This is a genomic window from Streptomyces sp. NPDC012888 (assembly GCF_042900645.1).
Lineage (GTDB): Bacteria > Actinomycetota > Actinomycetes > Streptomycetales > Streptomycetaceae > Streptomyces.
Map to the genome: position 1 here is coordinate 79,187 of NZ_JBIBBM010000009.1, position 14,707 is coordinate 93,893.

Annotated in this window: 15 protein-coding genes; 10 read left to right on the forward strand and 5 right to left on the reverse strand. The window is 74.3% G+C overall.

Annotated elements, in window-relative coordinates:
* Positions 1–167: 167 nt before the first annotated feature.
* Entirely contained in the window at positions 168–827 is a 660-nt protein-coding gene (locus ACFY61_RS17680) for a vitamin K epoxide reductase family protein (protein ID WP_389472900.1), read from the forward strand.
* A 70-nt stretch (positions 828–897) separates the two neighbouring features.
* Here ACFY61_RS17680 and ACFY61_RS17685 read toward each other — a convergent pair whose 3' ends face one another.
* Complete coding sequence (locus tag ACFY61_RS17685; protein ID WP_389472903.1) at positions 898–1,308, reverse strand: rodlin; 411 nt, start codon at positions 1,306–1,308, stop codon at positions 898–900.
* Between the two features lie 327 nt (positions 1,309–1,635).
* Between ACFY61_RS17685 and ACFY61_RS17690 the strand changes: the two genes are divergently transcribed.
* Positions 1,636–2,064 (forward strand): hypothetical protein, encoded by a 429-nt coding sequence (locus tag ACFY61_RS17690; protein WP_389472906.1) that lies wholly within the window; start codon positions 1,636–1,638, stop codon positions 2,062–2,064.
* Between the two features lie 143 nt (positions 2,065–2,207).
* Positions 2,208–2,447, forward strand: coding sequence for a chaplin (locus tag ACFY61_RS17695; RefSeq protein WP_389472907.1), 240 nt, complete (start codon positions 2,208–2,210; stop codon positions 2,445–2,447).
* 88 nt (positions 2,448–2,535) lie between these two features.
* On the opposite strand, the gene ACFY61_RS17700 is transcribed toward ACFY61_RS17695, so the two are convergent.
* The 4 genes from ACFY61_RS17700 to ACFY61_RS17715 form a co-directional block, all read right to left on the reverse strand.
* Positions 2,536–2,877 (reverse strand): hypothetical protein, encoded by a 342-nt coding sequence (locus tag ACFY61_RS17700; protein WP_389472910.1) that lies wholly within the window; start codon positions 2,875–2,877, stop codon positions 2,536–2,538.
* A 180-nt stretch (positions 2,878–3,057) separates the two neighbouring features.
* Complete coding sequence (locus tag ACFY61_RS17705; RefSeq protein WP_389472912.1) at positions 3,058–4,179, reverse strand: chaplin; 1,122 nt, start codon at positions 4,177–4,179, stop codon at positions 3,058–3,060.
* 133 nt (positions 4,180–4,312) lie between these two features.
* Positions 4,313–4,546 carry a chaplin gene (locus tag ACFY61_RS17710; RefSeq protein ID WP_389472914.1) on the reverse strand — a complete coding sequence of 78 codons (234 nt, stop codon included), beginning with the start codon at positions 4,544–4,546 and terminating at the stop codon, positions 4,313–4,315.
* A 215-nt stretch (positions 4,547–4,761) separates the two neighbouring features.
* Positions 4,762–5,163 carry a rodlin gene (locus ACFY61_RS17715; RefSeq protein ID WP_389472917.1) on the reverse strand — a complete coding sequence of 134 codons (402 nt, stop codon included), beginning with the start codon at positions 5,161–5,163 and terminating at the stop codon, positions 4,762–4,764.
* A 291-nt stretch (positions 5,164–5,454) separates the two neighbouring features.
* Between ACFY61_RS17715 and ACFY61_RS17720 the strand changes: the two genes are divergently transcribed.
* The 7 genes from ACFY61_RS17720 to ACFY61_RS17750 are packed head-to-tail and all read left to right on the forward strand — an operon-like array spanning position 5,455 to position 14,648.
* Positions 5,455–6,561, forward strand: coding sequence for a DUF3344 domain-containing protein (locus tag ACFY61_RS17720; RefSeq protein WP_389472919.1), 1,107 nt, complete (start codon positions 5,455–5,457; stop codon positions 6,559–6,561).
* Positions 6,562–6,581: 20 nt separating this feature from the next.
* Positions 6,582–7,808: a glycosyltransferase gene (locus ACFY61_RS17725; protein ID WP_389472922.1), complete on the forward strand. Its 1,227-nt coding sequence runs from the start codon at positions 6,582–6,584 to the stop codon at positions 7,806–7,808.
* The gene (locus tag ACFY61_RS17730; RefSeq protein ID WP_389472925.1) at positions 7,805–9,307 is read left to right on the forward strand and encodes a sugar transferase; all 1,503 of its coding nucleotides are present in this window, start codon (positions 7,805–7,807) and stop codon (positions 9,305–9,307) included. Before ACFY61_RS17725 ends, ACFY61_RS17730 begins: the two co-directional genes overlap by 4 nt.
* Positions 9,308–9,309: 2 nt before the next feature.
* The gene (locus tag ACFY61_RS17735; protein ID WP_389472928.1) at positions 9,310–10,731 is read left to right on the forward strand and encodes an O-antigen ligase family protein; all 1,422 of its coding nucleotides are present in this window, start codon (positions 9,310–9,312) and stop codon (positions 10,729–10,731) included.
* Entirely contained in the window at positions 10,728–12,599 is a 1,872-nt protein-coding gene (gene murJ, locus ACFY61_RS17740; RefSeq protein WP_389472931.1) for a murein biosynthesis integral membrane protein MurJ, read from the forward strand. Before ACFY61_RS17735 ends, murJ begins: the two co-directional genes overlap by 4 nt.
* Positions 12,589–13,374: a polysaccharide deacetylase family protein gene (locus ACFY61_RS17745; protein WP_389472933.1), complete on the forward strand. Its 786-nt coding sequence runs from the start codon at positions 12,589–12,591 to the stop codon at positions 13,372–13,374. Before murJ ends, ACFY61_RS17745 begins: the two co-directional genes overlap by 11 nt.
* A complete protein-coding gene (locus ACFY61_RS17750; RefSeq protein ID WP_389472936.1) occupies positions 13,371–14,648 on the forward strand; it encodes a glycosyltransferase in 1,278 nt (425 codons plus the stop codon). Before ACFY61_RS17745 ends, ACFY61_RS17750 begins: the two co-directional genes overlap by 4 nt.
* The last annotated feature ends 59 nt before the right edge of the window (positions 14,649–14,707 follow it).

Here is a 14,707-nt window from a genome sequence, read left to right on the forward strand (position 1 = left end):
CGTCGCTGCAAGTCACTTAGCGGAAGCACAACGTAGCCCCTGGGTCTGACATCACGTCCGGGGTTCGGTAAAACGTCCGGGAAGCGCCCCGGGTTCCCCCACCCCTTCAGGTCAACTTGCGGCGGAGTTCGCATGGTTCACCACGGTCTGCGGGGTATCGCGGGACTATGGGCGCCATGGCAGTGAACACAACCCGCACCGTCGGCGTCCCCCGCCAGCAGGGCCCGGCCGGCCACCCCACCGGGAGCGAACCGCCCGCCGCGTCCAGGGCGCTGGCCTGGCTCCTCGTCGTCACCGGGGCCGCCGGACTGCTGGCCTCCTGGGTCATCACCCTCGACAAGTTCCACCTGTTGGAGGACCCGTCCTTCAAGCCGGCCTGCAGCCTGAACCCGGTGGTGTCCTGCGGCAGCGTGATGAAGAGCGACCAGGCGGCGGTCTTCGGCTTCCCCAACCCGATGCTGGGCCTGGTCGGGTACGCCGTCGTGGTCTGCGTCGGCGCGGGCCTGCTGGCCGGGGCCCGGCACCGCGGCTGGTTCTGGCTGGGACTGAACGCCGGCACCGCGTTCGGCACCGCCTTCTGCGCCTGGCTGATGGTCCAGTCCCTCTACGAGATCAACGCGCTCTGCCTGTGGTGCTGCCTCGCCTGGGTGGCCACCCTGCTGATGTTCTGGGCCGTCACCGCCCACAACGTGCGCACCGGTGTGCTCCCGGCCCCCGGCCCGGTCCGGACGTTCTTCACGGACTTCGGCTGGGCGCCGCCCGCCCTGCACCTCGGGGTGATCGGAATGCTGGTCCTCACCCGCTGGTGGGAGTTCTGGACGGGCTGAGCGGGGAGCGCGGACGGCCGAGGGCCCCGGCAGCTGGCGGCTGCCGGGGCCCTCGCCCGAACGGGGTGTCTCAGCTGCCGATCGAGCCGTTGCCCGAGAGCACCGGGATGTTGCTGAGGATGTGGGAGAGCGACTCGTCACCCTTGGCCTGGGTGGAGTTCTCGGCGCACTGCTGGTTCATCGGGTTGGACAGGACGTTGACGTCCTGGACACCGATGTTGAGCAGGGCGAGGATCGACTGCGCCTGGGCCTTGACCGGCAGACCGATGCAGGGCTTGTTGGCGGAACCCTGGACCAGGCCGAGCTGGGGGCTCAGGGCGCCGGCGGTCTTCTGGTTGCCGTAGATCTGCGACGAGCCGTTGCCGTTGACGGTGTTGACCCCGTTGTCGTTGCCGATGGCCATCGCCGGGGAGGCCATGGTGGCGCCCACGCCGAGAACGGCGGCCGTGGCGGCGGTGGTGGCCATGATCTTCTTGAGCATTTCGGTCCTTCTGTCGCACGAGTGCCCGCTGACGGAGCGCCCTGGTCAACCGCCCCGTCCCGGGGTTGGTTCCGGCCCTTCACTCAAACGGCCCGTGCGCCGGGGCCTTTTCCCCGGCGCGGGTGAGGCCCGTGCGGACGCCTGCGCGAAGCCCGTACGAACCCCGCACCCGACCCGTACGGCCTACGCGCGGGGGCGGCGGCCCTCCAAGATCCTGTTGCGCTCCGTACCGGGTGTTCGCACGGTGGGTGAGGAAACGGACCTGCCCCCGGAGCTTCCGCGGGTACCCCGTGGTCCGTTCCCGCCCGCACGTCAGAAGGAACGCCCATGCAGCTCAAGAAGGCGACTCGCGCACTGGTCCCGTCGGCCCTCGCCGCCGCCATACTCTTCGGCGCGGCCGCCCCGGCGAGCGCCGTCGACTCGGAGCGTGCCGGGGCGACCCGGGCCGCTGCCGCCGCGGGGCCGATCGACGACCTCGTCAACGGCATCCTCAACGCCATCAAGGGCCTGCTGCCGCCGGGGGTCACGCTGCCCCCGATCAGCATCCCCGACATCAAGCTCCCGGAGATCAAGCTGCCGACGATCCCCGGCGTGGACCTCCCGCAGATCCCCGGCGTGGAGATCCCCCAGCTCCCGCCGCTCACCCCTCCGCCGCTGACGCCCCCGGGGACGCCGGTGGAGATCGTGCCGGAGATCCCCGACGTGCAGATCCCCGAGATCCCGGAGGTCCCCTCGATCCCGGTCGGCAGTCGGTAACGCCCGATCCGGGCCGCGGTTACGACCATTGAGCTGAACAGGTCGGATCGCGGCCCGAGCCGTGTCATCCCCCGCGGAGCGCACGTTTCGCTCGGTGTGAACCCCGGATCGGGGCAGAACATCGAACAGAAGGTGCACTTCCCATGAACACTGCCAAGAAGGCCGCCGTAGCCCTCGCCGGTGCCGGTCTCGCTGTCTCGGGTGCCGCGGGTGCCGCCCTCGCCGACGCCGGGGCTGCCGGTGCGGCCGTCGGCTCCCCCGGTGTGCTCTCCGGCAACCTGGTCCAGGTCCCGGTCCACATTCCGGTCAACGTGTGCGGCAACACCGTGAACGTCATCGCGGCGCTGAACCCGGCGTTCGGCAACACCTGCGTCAACGCCTGACCCCCGGTCCCCCTCCGGATCCGAATCGTGGGCGCCACCGGCATCGCCGGTGGCGCCCACGGTCGTACGCGGGGTGCGCGGGGCGCGGTCAGCCGTTGCCGTTCACGTGCAGGCCGCCGAGCATCGGGAGGACCTGCCCGGCGAGGTTCGCGGACTCCAGGACCTCGCCGGGGGCGTTGTTGCGGACCTTGTTCACGCCCTGCACCGTGCCCACCACCTTGTCCACCGACTCGTTCTGCTCGGCCAGTCCGTTGCCGACGTGCTGGGGCAGGTCCTGGGAGAGCGGCGCGACGGCGCTCAGGGTCTCGGTCACTCCGCCGGTCACGCTCATGGGCGGCATCGCGGGGCCGTCGGCGGCGAAGGCGGCGCTCGGGGCCGCCAGCGCGGCGACGGATCCGGCCACGGCGGCGGCGACCTTGGTGTACTTCATTATCGGAATCCTTTTCCAGTGACGACCCTCGCGCCACTATCGCCCTGGGTAACGAGGCGGCGCGGCCGCAGAAACTCTGCGGCCGGTTCTTTTCGAACGGAGACGGCCGGAGAATCCGTGGGGGATTCTCCGGCCGCCGGCTTTTCGCTGCTTTTCCGATGAGCGGCTGTACCGCGTGTGTCAGTTGATCCGGGACCGCCGGTAGAGGATCGCGCCGCCGAGGAGCAGGGCGGTGGCGAGGGCGGCCGCGGCGGCCGGGGATCCGGCGCCGGTCTCGGCGAGCACCGGCGCGGTCAGGTGCGCCGGCGCCGGGGCGGGCGCGGGCGCCGGCAGCGGGGCCGGGGTGGGCGCCGGCAGCGGGGCCGGGGCGCTGACGGCGGGCCCGCCGTCCGGGGCCGGGGCCGGTTCGACGTTGATGGGGCGGTCCCCGGCGGGCGGGGCCGGGGGCTGGTCCACCACCGGTACGGCCTCGGGGGCGGGCAGCGGGGCCGCCGGGCGCTCGGGGAGCTGGCTCCCCCGGGGCGGTGCGGGCGCCGGGGCCTCGGGCGCGGGGGGCTCGGCGACCGGGGCCGGGGCGGGCTCGGGGGCCGGCAGCGGTGCGGGCGGGGCCTCCTCGTGGACCGGCGTCGGCTCGGGCTCCACGTCGGGCACGGGCACGGGTTCGGGCAGGGGTACGGGGTGGGGCTCGGGCGGCGGGCCGGCGTGCGGGGGTGCCGGCGGCTGGTGCGCCTCCGGCGGGGCCGGGTGGTCGTCGCACTCCTCCTCGGCCGGGGCGGGGCCGGGGCCGCGGTCGTGGTCGTGGTGGTGACCGGGTCCGCCGTCGCCGCGCGGGCCGTCGCCCTGGTGTCCGTACCCGTGGCCCTGCGGCTCGTGCCGGGGCTCGTGGCGCGGCTCGTGGCGGGGGCCGTGGTCCGGCGCGGCGTGGGCGGGGGCTTCGTGCGAGGGCTGGCGGGGCCGGTGCGGCCGCTCGTCCAGGTAGCGCTCGAAGGCCTCGGCGTGCTCGGGGCTGAGGTAGCGCTCGTAGTCGAAGTCGGCTTCGCCGCCGGTCACGGTCGCGCAGTCGTTGCCGAACGAGGGGTTCAGCGCGCCGGCCGGGTTCACGGAGTTGCCGCACACGTTCGGCGCGAAGGTGACGGGCACCGAGACGCTGTTGCCGGCCAGCACGCCCGGCGAGTGCGCGGCCTCGGCGGTGGCGCCGGGGCTCGCGTACGCCGCGCCGCCCGCGATCGACAGCAGACTCGACGCAGCCGCGGCCGTGAGCACCCCCTTGCCCAGTACCTGTCGGCTGAGTACCTGTCGCATGGGTCCTTCCCTGTCTGCCGGCGCTGCGGGCCGGCGCTGAATCGAAGGTGGCCTCGGAGTGCACCGCCGTGCACTCCGAGGCCACCCCGAGGAGGTTTGCCCTTGCGGGCGCGGGCGCTGGTTCGGCGCCGGGTCAGTCGTTGACGCAGGTGTTGCCGAACGCCGGGTTCAGCAGCGCGATGATGTTCACGGTGTTGCCGCAGACGTTGACCGGAACGTGGACCGGGACCTGGACCAGGTTGCCGGAGGCGACACCGGGGGAGTTGGCGGCGGTACCGATCGCGCCGGAGTCGGCCATCGCGGGGGCGGCGGCACCGGTGGCCATCAGGACGCCGGCGGCGAGCACGACTGCCTTCTTGTACGTCATTTCTTTTCGATCCTTCCCGTAGCGGCGTTCTGCCGCTGCAGAATTAACAACGAGCTGTCCCGGAAAAAGAAACCGGATATTTCGTGGAGCCCGGGGCTATTTCACTCGGTTGCCGTGGGGGTGGTGTCGGCGGAATTCCCGCCGGCCGGAAGGGGGTGTTCACGCGGCGAGGCCGCCGCCCCGGAAGGTGCGGCGGCCTCGCCCGTGGAGCCGGGTCAGCTGTTCGCGGAGACGTTGCCCGAGAGGATCGGGATGTTGTCCAGGATGTGCGAGAGCGGCTCGTCGCCCTTGGCCTGGGTGGAGTTCTCGGTGCACTGCTGGTTCATCGGGTTGGACAGGACCGGGATGTCCTGGACGCCGACGTTGACGAGGGCCAGCAGGGACTGGGCGTTGACCTTGGCCGGCAGGGCGACGCAGGGCTTGTTCAGGGAGCCCTGGATCAGCGCCATCTGGGGGCTCATGTGGCCGTACGTGGCCTGGTTGCCGTAGATCTGCGCGGCCCCGTTGCCGTTGACGGTGTTGATCCCGTTGTCGTTGCCGATAGCCATCGCCTGGGTCGAGCCCACACCCACGACGGTGGCGGCAACCGCCGCCGAGGCCATCATCTTCTTGATCACTGTCGTCCCTTTTCTGCAGGATTGCCCGGTACAGGAGCAACCGGATCAACTGACCGGCTCCGGCGCGGGTTGCGTGTGTTCACCCGGACGTCGCTACCGGGGGACCCGCGTTGACGGGCGGATGGGGGCGCCGTTCGAACGGCGTCGCACCCTCATAACGACTCGCCGCGCATGAGGGTGCGCCTGATCGCCCAAAAGGCCGTACGAGCGAGTCCGACGTGATTTCGAGCGCGATTTCTGACAAAGTGCGGAACCTGTTTCGTCCCAATGATCGAAAATGGAGACGGGGTCATGGGTTCCTCCCGAAGAATCCTCGGCGTACTCGGTCTGCTGTCCTCCCTCGCTCTTTCCCTCCACCTCCCGGCGGGCACCGCGGCCGCCGCTCCCGGGCCGAAGGAATTGCCCCGGATCCAGTTCACCCAGCGTTATCAGGCCGTCCTCCACGGCGGCCTGGTGCGCGCGTCCAACTCCGGCATCAGCTGCCGCCGGGAAGAGGCCGAGAAGGCCGAGCCGTGTGCCGAGGTCAAGCGGGGCGCGGCCGGGGTCAACGGCGAGTACGAGATGTTCTACAGCGAGGTCGACAAGGACCCCGACACGTACAACTCCACCCGGGCCGAGCTGCTGGTGCCCGAGGGGGCGAAGATCGCCTACGCCCGCCTGTACTGGGGCGGGAACCTCCGGGTGGGCGAGCAGAAGCCGCCGGAGGACAACGGCCGGGTGCTGGTCGCCGAGCCGGGTGGTGCGTACAAGGACGTGATCGCGGACACCGTGATCGGTCACCGCACGGACGCCGGGAGCGACGCCTACCAGGCCTCCGCCGACGTGACCTCGCTGGTCCGCAAGGGCGGAGCGGGGATGTGGACGGTCTCCCAGCTCAACATCGCCATGGGGCACTCCGCGGTGGGGGCCTGGGGCGGCTGGACGCTGGTGGCCGCGTACGAGCACGCGGAGGAGCCACTGCGCCGGGTCTCGCTGTGGGACGGCTTCGACTCGGTGGCCGCGGCCGGCGGCGAGGCCGCTCCCGCGCCCACGGTGCTGGTCGACGGGCTGGACGTGCCGGCGCGGGGCGCCGGGAAGGCCGGTGTCGTCGGCTACGACGGGGACCGCGGAACGCTCGGCGACTCACTCACCGTGACCGCGGACAGCGGTCGCCGGGTGAGTCTGAGCGACCCCGAAAACCCCTTCAATGATGTGATGAATTCTACTATCACAGAATTCGGGCGTCCCCCGTTCAGGCGACTTCCCGAACATGTGAATAACCTCGGATACGACGCGGACGTCTTCGATCTGAGTCCCGCCCTGTCCGCTGGTGCCCGCAGCCTGAGTTTCCGGTTCGCCGGCGAAAGTCAGGGACACTTCCTCGGCGTGCTCTTCCTCCAGACGGACGCCCGCCGCTGACGTACGAAAGTCCACTCCACGTGCAGTCAGAACATGTGACCGTCCTCCACCTCGTCCAACCGGTGGAGGGCGGTGTCGCCCGCGTCGTCACCGACCTCGTACGAGCCCAGGCGGCAGCCGGACTCCGGCCCGTCGTCGCCTGCCCGCCCGGCGGACGCCTCGCCGCCGACGCCCGCGAGGCCGGCGCCGAGGTCCACCCCTGGCGCGCCGGCCGCGCGCCCGGTCCAGGGCTCGCCGCCGAAACCCTCCGCGCCGCCCGCCTGGTCCGCCTGGTCCGGCCCGACCTGCTGCACGCCCACAGCGCCAAGGCCGGGCTCGCGGGCCGGCTCGCCGTCCGCGGCGGCCTGCCCACCCTCTTCCAGCCGCACGCCTGGTCCTTCGACGCGGTCGGCGGAACCACCGCCGCCCTCGCCCTGCGCTGGGAGCGGTTCGGCGCGCGCTGGGCCGACCGGGTGCTCTGCGTCAGCGAGGCCGAGCGCCGGGCCGGAGAATCGGCCGGAATCGACGCCCACTGGGCCGTCGTACGCAACGGGGTCGACCTCGAACACTTCCGGCCGGCCGGCCCCGACCCCGCACAGGACAAGGCCGCCGCGCGCGCCGGCCTGGACCTCCCCGCCGCCTTCCGGGGCGACGGGCCGCTCGCCGTGTGCGTGGGCCGGCTCTGTCAGCAGAAGGGCCAGGACGTACTGCTCAGGGCCTGGCCCGAGGTGCTGGCCACCGTCCCCGGTGCCCGGCTCGCCCTGGTAGGCGACGGCCCCGACGCCGAGCGGCTGCGCCGGGCGGCCCCGCCCGGCGTGCTCTTCCCGGGTGCCGCCGCAGACATCCGACCGTGGCTTCGGGCCGCCGATCTCGTTGTACTGCCGTCGCGCTGGGAAGGCATGGCGCTCGCCCCGCTGGAAGCGATGGCGTGCGGCAGGCCGGTCCTGGTCTCCGACGTCAGCGGTGCCCGGGAGAGCCTGCCACCCGGCCAGGGACGGCTCTGCCTGGTACCGCCGGAGCAACCGACGCCCCTGGCCAAGGCCCTGGGCGAACTGCTCGCCGACCCGGACCTGCTCGACCGGCTGGGACGGCAGGCGCAGCAGCACGCCCGGACCGACTTCGACGTGCGGCGGGCCACAGACGCGGTCACCGGCCTGTACCACGAACTGCTGGCCGGGCCCTCCCACTGTCTACGCCGGTGGGGGTCCCCCCGGCGTGGCCGGGACGAGGACCTCCAGCCCTTGAACCAGGAGCGCAACAGCCGATGACGACGGAGAGTGCACACGCACCCCACACCGGGCGGGGCGGCACGCAGCCCGCCACCGCCGTGCGCCGTTCGGTGACCGCCATCCACCCGCCGCGCGGGCCCAAGGCCGAGTCGGCCCGCCCGGCCGTCCGGCCGCAGCGCGCCCGCCACCACGAGGGCCTGGGGCCGCTGGTCACCGCCGACGCGTTGGCCGCCGTCGCGACCGCCACGGCCGCCCCCGGGCTCCAACTGCCCGGCGAGGCCGCCCTGCCCGTCGCCGTACTGCTCGCCGCCCTGCACGCACAGGCGGGCCTCTACCGGCCCCGGCTCGCACCCTCCGCCCTGCTCGAACTGCCCGCTCTGGCCGGGCGGGCGGCCGTCCTGTGGTGCGTGGCCGCCGCGGCCGTCGCCGCCGTCGACCCCGCCGCCGCCCTCGGCTGGAGCGCCCTGGCCGGGGCCGTCTGCCTGCAGACCGTACTGGTCTGCGCCGCGCGGGGGTTCGTCCACCGGCTGCGCCACCGCACGGCCGTGCGCAGGCCGCGATCCACGCTGGTGGTCGGCCCCGGGGCCGGTGCCGCGGCGGTGGCCGCCGCCCTGCACGGGCGGCCCGAGTACGGGCTGCGGCCGGTCGGCGTCGCCGAGACCGGAACGGACGGACCCGACGTCGAGGACGGCGCGGTCCTGCCGATGCTCTCCACCCACGAGGACGTACGCCGCGCCGTCATCCAGAACGCCGTCCGCGACGCGGTGTTCACCCGCCCGCCGGAGTCCGACGAGCGGACCGCCTCGCTCGTCCGGCTCTTCCACGACCACGGCTGCCGGCTCTGGCTCGCCGACCCGACCGGCACCGCCAAGATCACCGGCATGCGGGTGACCCAACCCGCCGACCAGCTCTGGGGCTTCGCCGTGCAGCCGCTGCTGCCCCGGCCCTCGCGGCCGCTGGAGCGCTGGACCAAGCGGCTCATCGACACCGCCCTGGCCTCGGTGGCCCTGGTGCTGGCCGCGCCGGTGATCGGTGCCTGCGCGCTGGCCGTCCGCCTGTCCGACGGACCCGGGGTGATCTTCCGTCAGGAGCGGGTGGGCCTGTACGGGAGGCCCTTCACCCTGCTGAAGTTCCGCACCCTGCGCGCGGACGAGCACGAGTCCGCGACCCGGTGGACCGTCGCCGGGGACCGCCGGATGAGCCCGGTCGGGTCCTTCTTGCGCAAGTCCTCCCTGGACGAGCTCCCGCAGCTGTGGAACGTGGTCCGCGGCGACATGAGCCTGGTCGGTCCCCGCCCCGAACGTCCCTTCTTCGTCGCGAAGTTCACCAGCCTGCACCCGGGGTACGAGGCCCGGCACCGGATGCCGGTCGGCATCACCGGACTGGCCCAGATCAACGGGCTGCGCGGGGACACCTCCATCGAGGACCGCGCCCGGTTCGACAACCACTACATCGACACCTGGTCGCTGTGGCAGGACCTCTGGATCCTGGCCCGCACCGCGGCCTCCTTCTTCCGCTTCCGGCTGGGGGGCAGCTGACGATGGCCATCGCCGTACCCGTCACATCCGCGGGATCCGCCGAATCCGCGCCGTCCGCCGGGTCCGCCCGGTCCGCCCCGCCGGGCGGGCGTCCGGGCCGGCTGCTGCGCGAGCACTGGCCGCTGCTGCCGCTGGTCGCCACCGTCCTGCTGCTGGTCGCCCCGCTGCCCGCGGGCGACGCCACCGCCTCCGGCAAGGTCACCCCCGCCGACGCCGCCTCGCTGCTGCTGGTCGCGGTCTGTGCGGTACGGGCGCTGCGCGGCGAGGCCAACCGGCTCGGCAGGCTGGCCGCGCTGGTGCTGGGGGTGCCGGCGGTGGGCCTGGCCGTCGCGACCGCCACGGCCGGCGACCCGTACGCCGCGCTGCCCGGGTTCGTCCGCTACCTCCAGGTGTTCGTGCTGGTGCCCGCCGCGGTGGTGCTGCTGGTGCGCGACGCCCGCGAGTTCCGGCTCGCCGCGGGCTGCTTCGTGGCGCTGGCGCTGGTGCAGGGCGCGGTCGGGGTGGTCCAGTACGCCACCCACACCGGCGCCTCCTACCAGGGCGAGGACATCCGCGCGGTGGGCACCTTCGGACCCGGCGACGTGATGGGCATGGCCACCGTCGTGGCGTACGGGCTGGTCATCGCGACCGCGCTGGCGCTGGCCCCCGGCGCGGGCCGGCGCACCGCCCGCGGCGCCTCGGCGGTCGCCCTGCTGCTGGTGGTGCCGCTGGTGCTGTCCTTCAGCCGGGGCGCGTGGATCGCCACGTTCGGCGCGGCCCTGGTGGTGATGGTCCTCGCCGGGATCCGGCGCGCGGTCAAGGTGCTGCTGGCACTGGCGGCCGCGGGCGTGGTGCTGGTCGGCGGCTTCGGAGTGGGCTCGGAGATGATGGCCGAGCGGCTCACCTCCATCACCCAGGTGGGATCGGCCCCCGACCAGTCCGTGACGGACCGGTACACGATGTGGGCGGCGGCCTCCTCCATGTGGCAGGAGCGTCCCGCGGCCGGGGTCGGCCTCAAGGGCTTCCCCGCCCACCGCGACGGCCACGCCACGCTCGGCCTGTCCTCCGGCAGCGACACGGCCGGCGCCGGCCAGGGCTACGTCCGCCAGCCGCTGCTGTCGCCGCACAACATGTACCTGCTGATCCTCAGCGAGCAGGGCCTGATCGGCCTGCTGGCCCTGGCCGGCGGCTGGGCGGTGCTGCTGGTCGCCGGGATCCGCCGGATCGCCGCCCCCGACCCCGCCGCCCGCCGCTTCCGCGACTGCGGACTGATCGCGGTCGGCCTGTTCGTCTGGCAGAGCACCAACTTCCTGTACGCGGACATCGGCGGGCCCTCCACCGTGCTCACCGGGGTGATCATCGGCCTCGCGGCCTGGTGGGCACTGGGTACGGACACCGCCCCGGCCGCCGGCCGTGCCGTACGCGAGGGTGCGGCCGGCCGGTGACGGATACCACGCCCTGGCGGCCCGCAGCCGCGGCGACCGACCTCGCCGCGGCTGCGGGCCGTCCGCCGCACCCGCCGGAGTCCGGCGGGCTGCTGCGCGGCCCCGCCGCCGTCCCGGTCCCGGCGCCGCCCGGTACCGGGTCCGGGTCCGGTACCGGGTCCGGTCCCGGGGCCGCGGGTTCCGGTCACGCGGACCCGGGGCCCGGCCCGGGCGGTCCGGGACGCCCCGGTCGGGCGGGGCGGGGGGAGGGGCGCGGGGAGGGCGAGGAGTCCCAGCGGGCGGCCCCGCTCGGCCGGTTCCTCGCCAAGGCGGCGGCCGTCACCGCCGGACTCACCGCGGCCGGCGCCGTCTTCGGGCTCGTCCGCGACCAGACCATCGCGCACCTGTTCGGCGCCGGTCCGGACAGCGACGCCTTCCTGATCGCCTGGACCGTCCCCGAGATGGCGTCCACGCTGCTGATCGAGGACGCCATGGCGCTGCTGATGGTCCCGGCCTTCAGCCACGCCCTGGCCCGGCGGTCCGCCAGCCGGGCCGGGCTGACCCGCAGGGAGGCGCGCGCCCAGGACCCGGTCCGGCTGCTGGTCGGGGCGACCCTGCCGCGGCTGCTGGTGTTCCTCGCCGCCGTGGCCTCCGTCCTCGTCGTCGCCGCGCCGCTGGTCGTCGGGGTCCTCGCGCCCGGGCTGGCGGACCCCCGGCTCGCCGTGGAGTGCACCCGGCTGACCGCGCTGACCGTGGTGTCCTTCGGCATCGCCGGGTACTTCAGCGCGGCCCTGCGCGCGCACCGGTCCTTCCTGCCCCCGGCCGCGATCTACGTCTCGTACAACGTCGGCATCATCGGCACGATGGTCGCGCTCCACCAAGCCTGGGGGGTGCGGGCCGCCGCCCTCGGAGTGGCCTGCGGCGGGCTGCTGATGGTCCTCGTCCAGCTGCCCGCGTTCGTCCGCAACGTGGGCTTCGGCCCGACCCGGGCCCGCGCCAGCCGGGCCCAGCGGGACCGGGACCGGCCCACCCTGATCGCCTTCGGGGTCATCGCCCCGGTCATCTTCTTCGCGGTGTTCCGGCAGTCGCAGGTGCTCGTCGAACGGTTCCTCGCCGCCTCCCTCCCGCCGGGCGCCATCTCGCACCTCAACTACGCGCAGAAGGTCGCGCAGATGCCGATGGTGCTGTCCCTGATGATCTGCACCGTCACCTTCCCGGTCGTCGCCCAGGCCATGGCCGGCGGCGAACGCGAGAAGGCCCGGCGGCGGATCGAGCAGGACCTGGCGCTGGCCTCGCTGGCCGTCCTGATGGGCACCGCCCTGGTCATCGGGTACGCCCCGCAGATCATCCAGGTGCTGTTCGAGCGCGGCGCGTTCACCCGCGAGGACACCCTCGCCACCGCGGCCGTCATGCGGGTCTACGGGGTGGGCCTGCTCGGCCACTGCCTGGTCGGCGCGCTGTCCCGGCCGTTCTTCTCCACCGCCCGGCCCACCTGGTTCCCGGCCCTGGCGATGGGCGCCGGGCTCCTGGTCAACATCGTCGCCGGGGCGTTCGCCGCCGGCTGGTGGGGCACGTACGGCATCGCCGCGGCCAACGCCGCGGGCATCTCCACCACCGCGGCGCTGCTGCTCACCGGACTCGGCTCCCGGATCATCGCCATCGAGGTCCGCAGGGTCGGCATCAGCCTCGGCCGGCTCTCCGTCGCCGCCGCGGCGGCCTGCGGCACCGGCTGGCTGGCCGGGCCCATGATCCCCGACCCGCTCGTCAGCGCCGCCCTGGGCTGCCTGCTGGTCCCGGCCATGTTCGCCGCCACCGGCACGGCCATACGGGCGCTCGAAGTGACCGCCCTTCCCGCCCAGATCACGCAGAGGTTCCGCCATGTCCGCTGAGACCGACACCGAAGCGGCCCGCAGGGCCGCACCGGCCGGGCCGGGCCGCCGCCGCCCGGCCCCGTGGGTCCTCATGTACCACTCCGTCGCCGAGTTCACCGACCCGGCGGAGGACCCGTACGGCATCACCGTCACCCCGCAGGCCCTGGAAACCCAGCTGCAGTGGCTGCGTGCCCGCGGGCTGCGCGGCGTCTCGGTCGGCGAACTCCGCCGGGCCCGCGCCGCCGGCCGTGCCGACCGGCTCGTCGGCCTCACCTTCGACGACGGCTACGCCGACTTCCTCACCCACGCCCTGCCGCTGCTCCAGGGGTACGGCTGCTCCGCGACCCTGTTCGTGCTGCCCGGCCGGCTCGGCGTGGACAACGTCTGGGACCCGCTGGGCCCCCGCAAGGCCCTGCTCACCGCCGAGGGCGTCCGCGAAGTGGCCGCGGCCGGGCAGGAGATCGGCTCGCACGGCCTGGTGCACCAGCACCTCACCGCCTGCCCCGACGACGTCCTGGCCCAGGAACTGCGCGGCAGCCGGGAACTGCTGCACGAGCTGACCGGCACCCTGCCCGAGGGCTTCTGCTACCCCTACGGCACCGTCGACCGCAGGGTCCTGGCCGCCACCCGGGCCGCCGGCTACTCCTACGCCTGCGCCATCGCACCGGGACGGCTGGCCGGCACGTACGCCCTGCCGCGGACCCACGTCAGCCAGGCCGACGGCCCCCTGCGGCTGCGCGCCAAGCAGCTCCGCCACCGCGCCCGGCAGCTCCGCGCGGCGGTGCTCCCGTGACCGGCGACGGGCGCCCGGGGGAGACGGCGGGTTCCGTCAAGGCGCTGCACATCATCACCGGACTGGGCATCGGCGGCGCCGAGCAGCAACTCCGGCTGCTGCTGCGGCACCTGCCGATGCGCTGCGACGTCCTGACCCTGACCAACCCCGGCCCGGTCGCCGAGGGGCTGCGGGCCGACGGCATCCGCGTCGTCCACCTCGGCATGCGCGGCAACCGGGACCTGCGGGCCCTGCCCCGGCTGGTCAACTTCATCCGGCGCGGCCGCTACGACCTCGTCCACACCCACCTCTACCGCGCCTGCGTGTACGGGCGGCTCGCGGCCCGGCTCGCCGGCGTCGGCGCCACCGTCGCCACCGAACACTCCCTGGGCGAGGGCGAGATCGAGGGCCGGCCGCTGTCCGGCGGGGTCCGCGCCCTGTACCTGGCCAGCGAGCGGCTGGGCGCCGCCACCGTCGCCGTCTCGGACACGGTGGCCGCCCGCCTGCACGGCTGGGGGGTGCCCGCCGCGCGGGTGCACGTCGTACCCAACGGCATCGAAGCGGGCCGCTTCCGCTTCGACCCCGCCGTACGCCGGGCCACCCGCGCCCGCACCGGCCTGCCCGAGCGGGCGTTCGTCGTCGGCGGCGTGGGCCGGCTGGTGCCCGGCAAGCGGTTCGACGTGCTCCTCCGCGCGGTCGCCGCCCTCCCCGGCGCCCACCTGCTGCTGGTGGGGGACGGCCCGGAACGCTCCGCGCTGCGCCGCCTCGCCGCCGAGCTCGGCGCCCAGAGCCGGATCCACCTGCTCGGCGAACGCGATCCGCTGGGCGACAGTGCCGACGGCCGCACCCCCGGCATCCCGTCGCTGCTGGCGGCCATGGACGTGTTCGTGTCGCCGTCCCGGGAGGAGGCCTTCGGGCTGGCGGTGGTCGAGGCGCTCGCCGCGGGCCTGCCGGTGCTGCACGTCACCTGCCCCGCCATCGACGACCTGCCGCCCGCGCAGGCGCCGGGAGCCCGCCGCATCGGCACCGGCACCGAGGAGCTCGTCGCCGCCCTGCGCGGACACATGGAGGCCGGGGCCACCAGGCTGCCCCCGCCGCCCGTGGTGCGCCGCTACGACATCGCGCGCAGTGCCGAACAACTCCTCGACGTCTACTCCCGGGCCCTCGGCCCGGCCGTCCGGCTCACCGGCCCCCGGTCGCCGGAGGGGCCCGCCCTGCACGGCACCCCGACGGCGCCGGGCCCGGCCGGGCCCTCCGGCGGCTCCGCGCCGCCGCCCGGCACCGACCACGTCTGACCGGCCGTCGGGGCCCCTGCGCAGGGCCCCGCGGCACGAACCCCCGAACCACTCCACGA

Coding starts and splice junctions, on each gene's coding strand:
- ACFY61_RS17745 (WP_389472933.1), top strand. CDS start 12,589: ATGTCCGCTGAGACCGACACCGAAGCGGCCCGCAGGGCCGCACCGGCC.
- ACFY61_RS17695 (WP_389472907.1), top strand. CDS start 2,208: ATGAACACTGCCAAGAAGGCCGCCGTAGCCCTCGCCGGTGCCGGTCTC.
- ACFY61_RS17685 (WP_389472903.1), bottom strand. CDS start 1,308: ATGCTCAAGAAGATCATGGCCACCACCGCCGCCACGGCCGCCGTTCTC.
- ACFY61_RS17680 (WP_389472900.1), top strand. CDS start 168: ATGGGCGCCATGGCAGTGAACACAACCCGCACCGTCGGCGTCCCCCGC.
- ACFY61_RS17700 (WP_389472910.1), bottom strand. CDS start 2,877: ATGAAGTACACCAAGGTCGCCGCCGCCGTGGCCGGATCCGTCGCCGCG.
- ACFY61_RS17710 (WP_389472914.1), bottom strand. CDS start 4,546: ATGACGTACAAGAAGGCAGTCGTGCTCGCCGCCGGCGTCCTGATGGCC.
- ACFY61_RS17730 (WP_389472925.1), top strand. CDS start 7,805: ATGACGACGGAGAGTGCACACGCACCCCACACCGGGCGGGGCGGCACG.
- ACFY61_RS17735 (WP_389472928.1), top strand. CDS start 9,310: ATGGCCATCGCCGTACCCGTCACATCCGCGGGATCCGCCGAATCCGCG.
- ACFY61_RS17690 (WP_389472906.1), top strand. CDS start 1,636: ATGCAGCTCAAGAAGGCGACTCGCGCACTGGTCCCGTCGGCCCTCGCC.
- ACFY61_RS17705 (WP_389472912.1), bottom strand. CDS start 4,179: ATGCGACAGGTACTCAGCCGACAGGTACTGGGCAAGGGGGTGCTCACG.
- ACFY61_RS17720 (WP_389472919.1), top strand. CDS start 5,455: ATGGGTTCCTCCCGAAGAATCCTCGGCGTACTCGGTCTGCTGTCCTCC.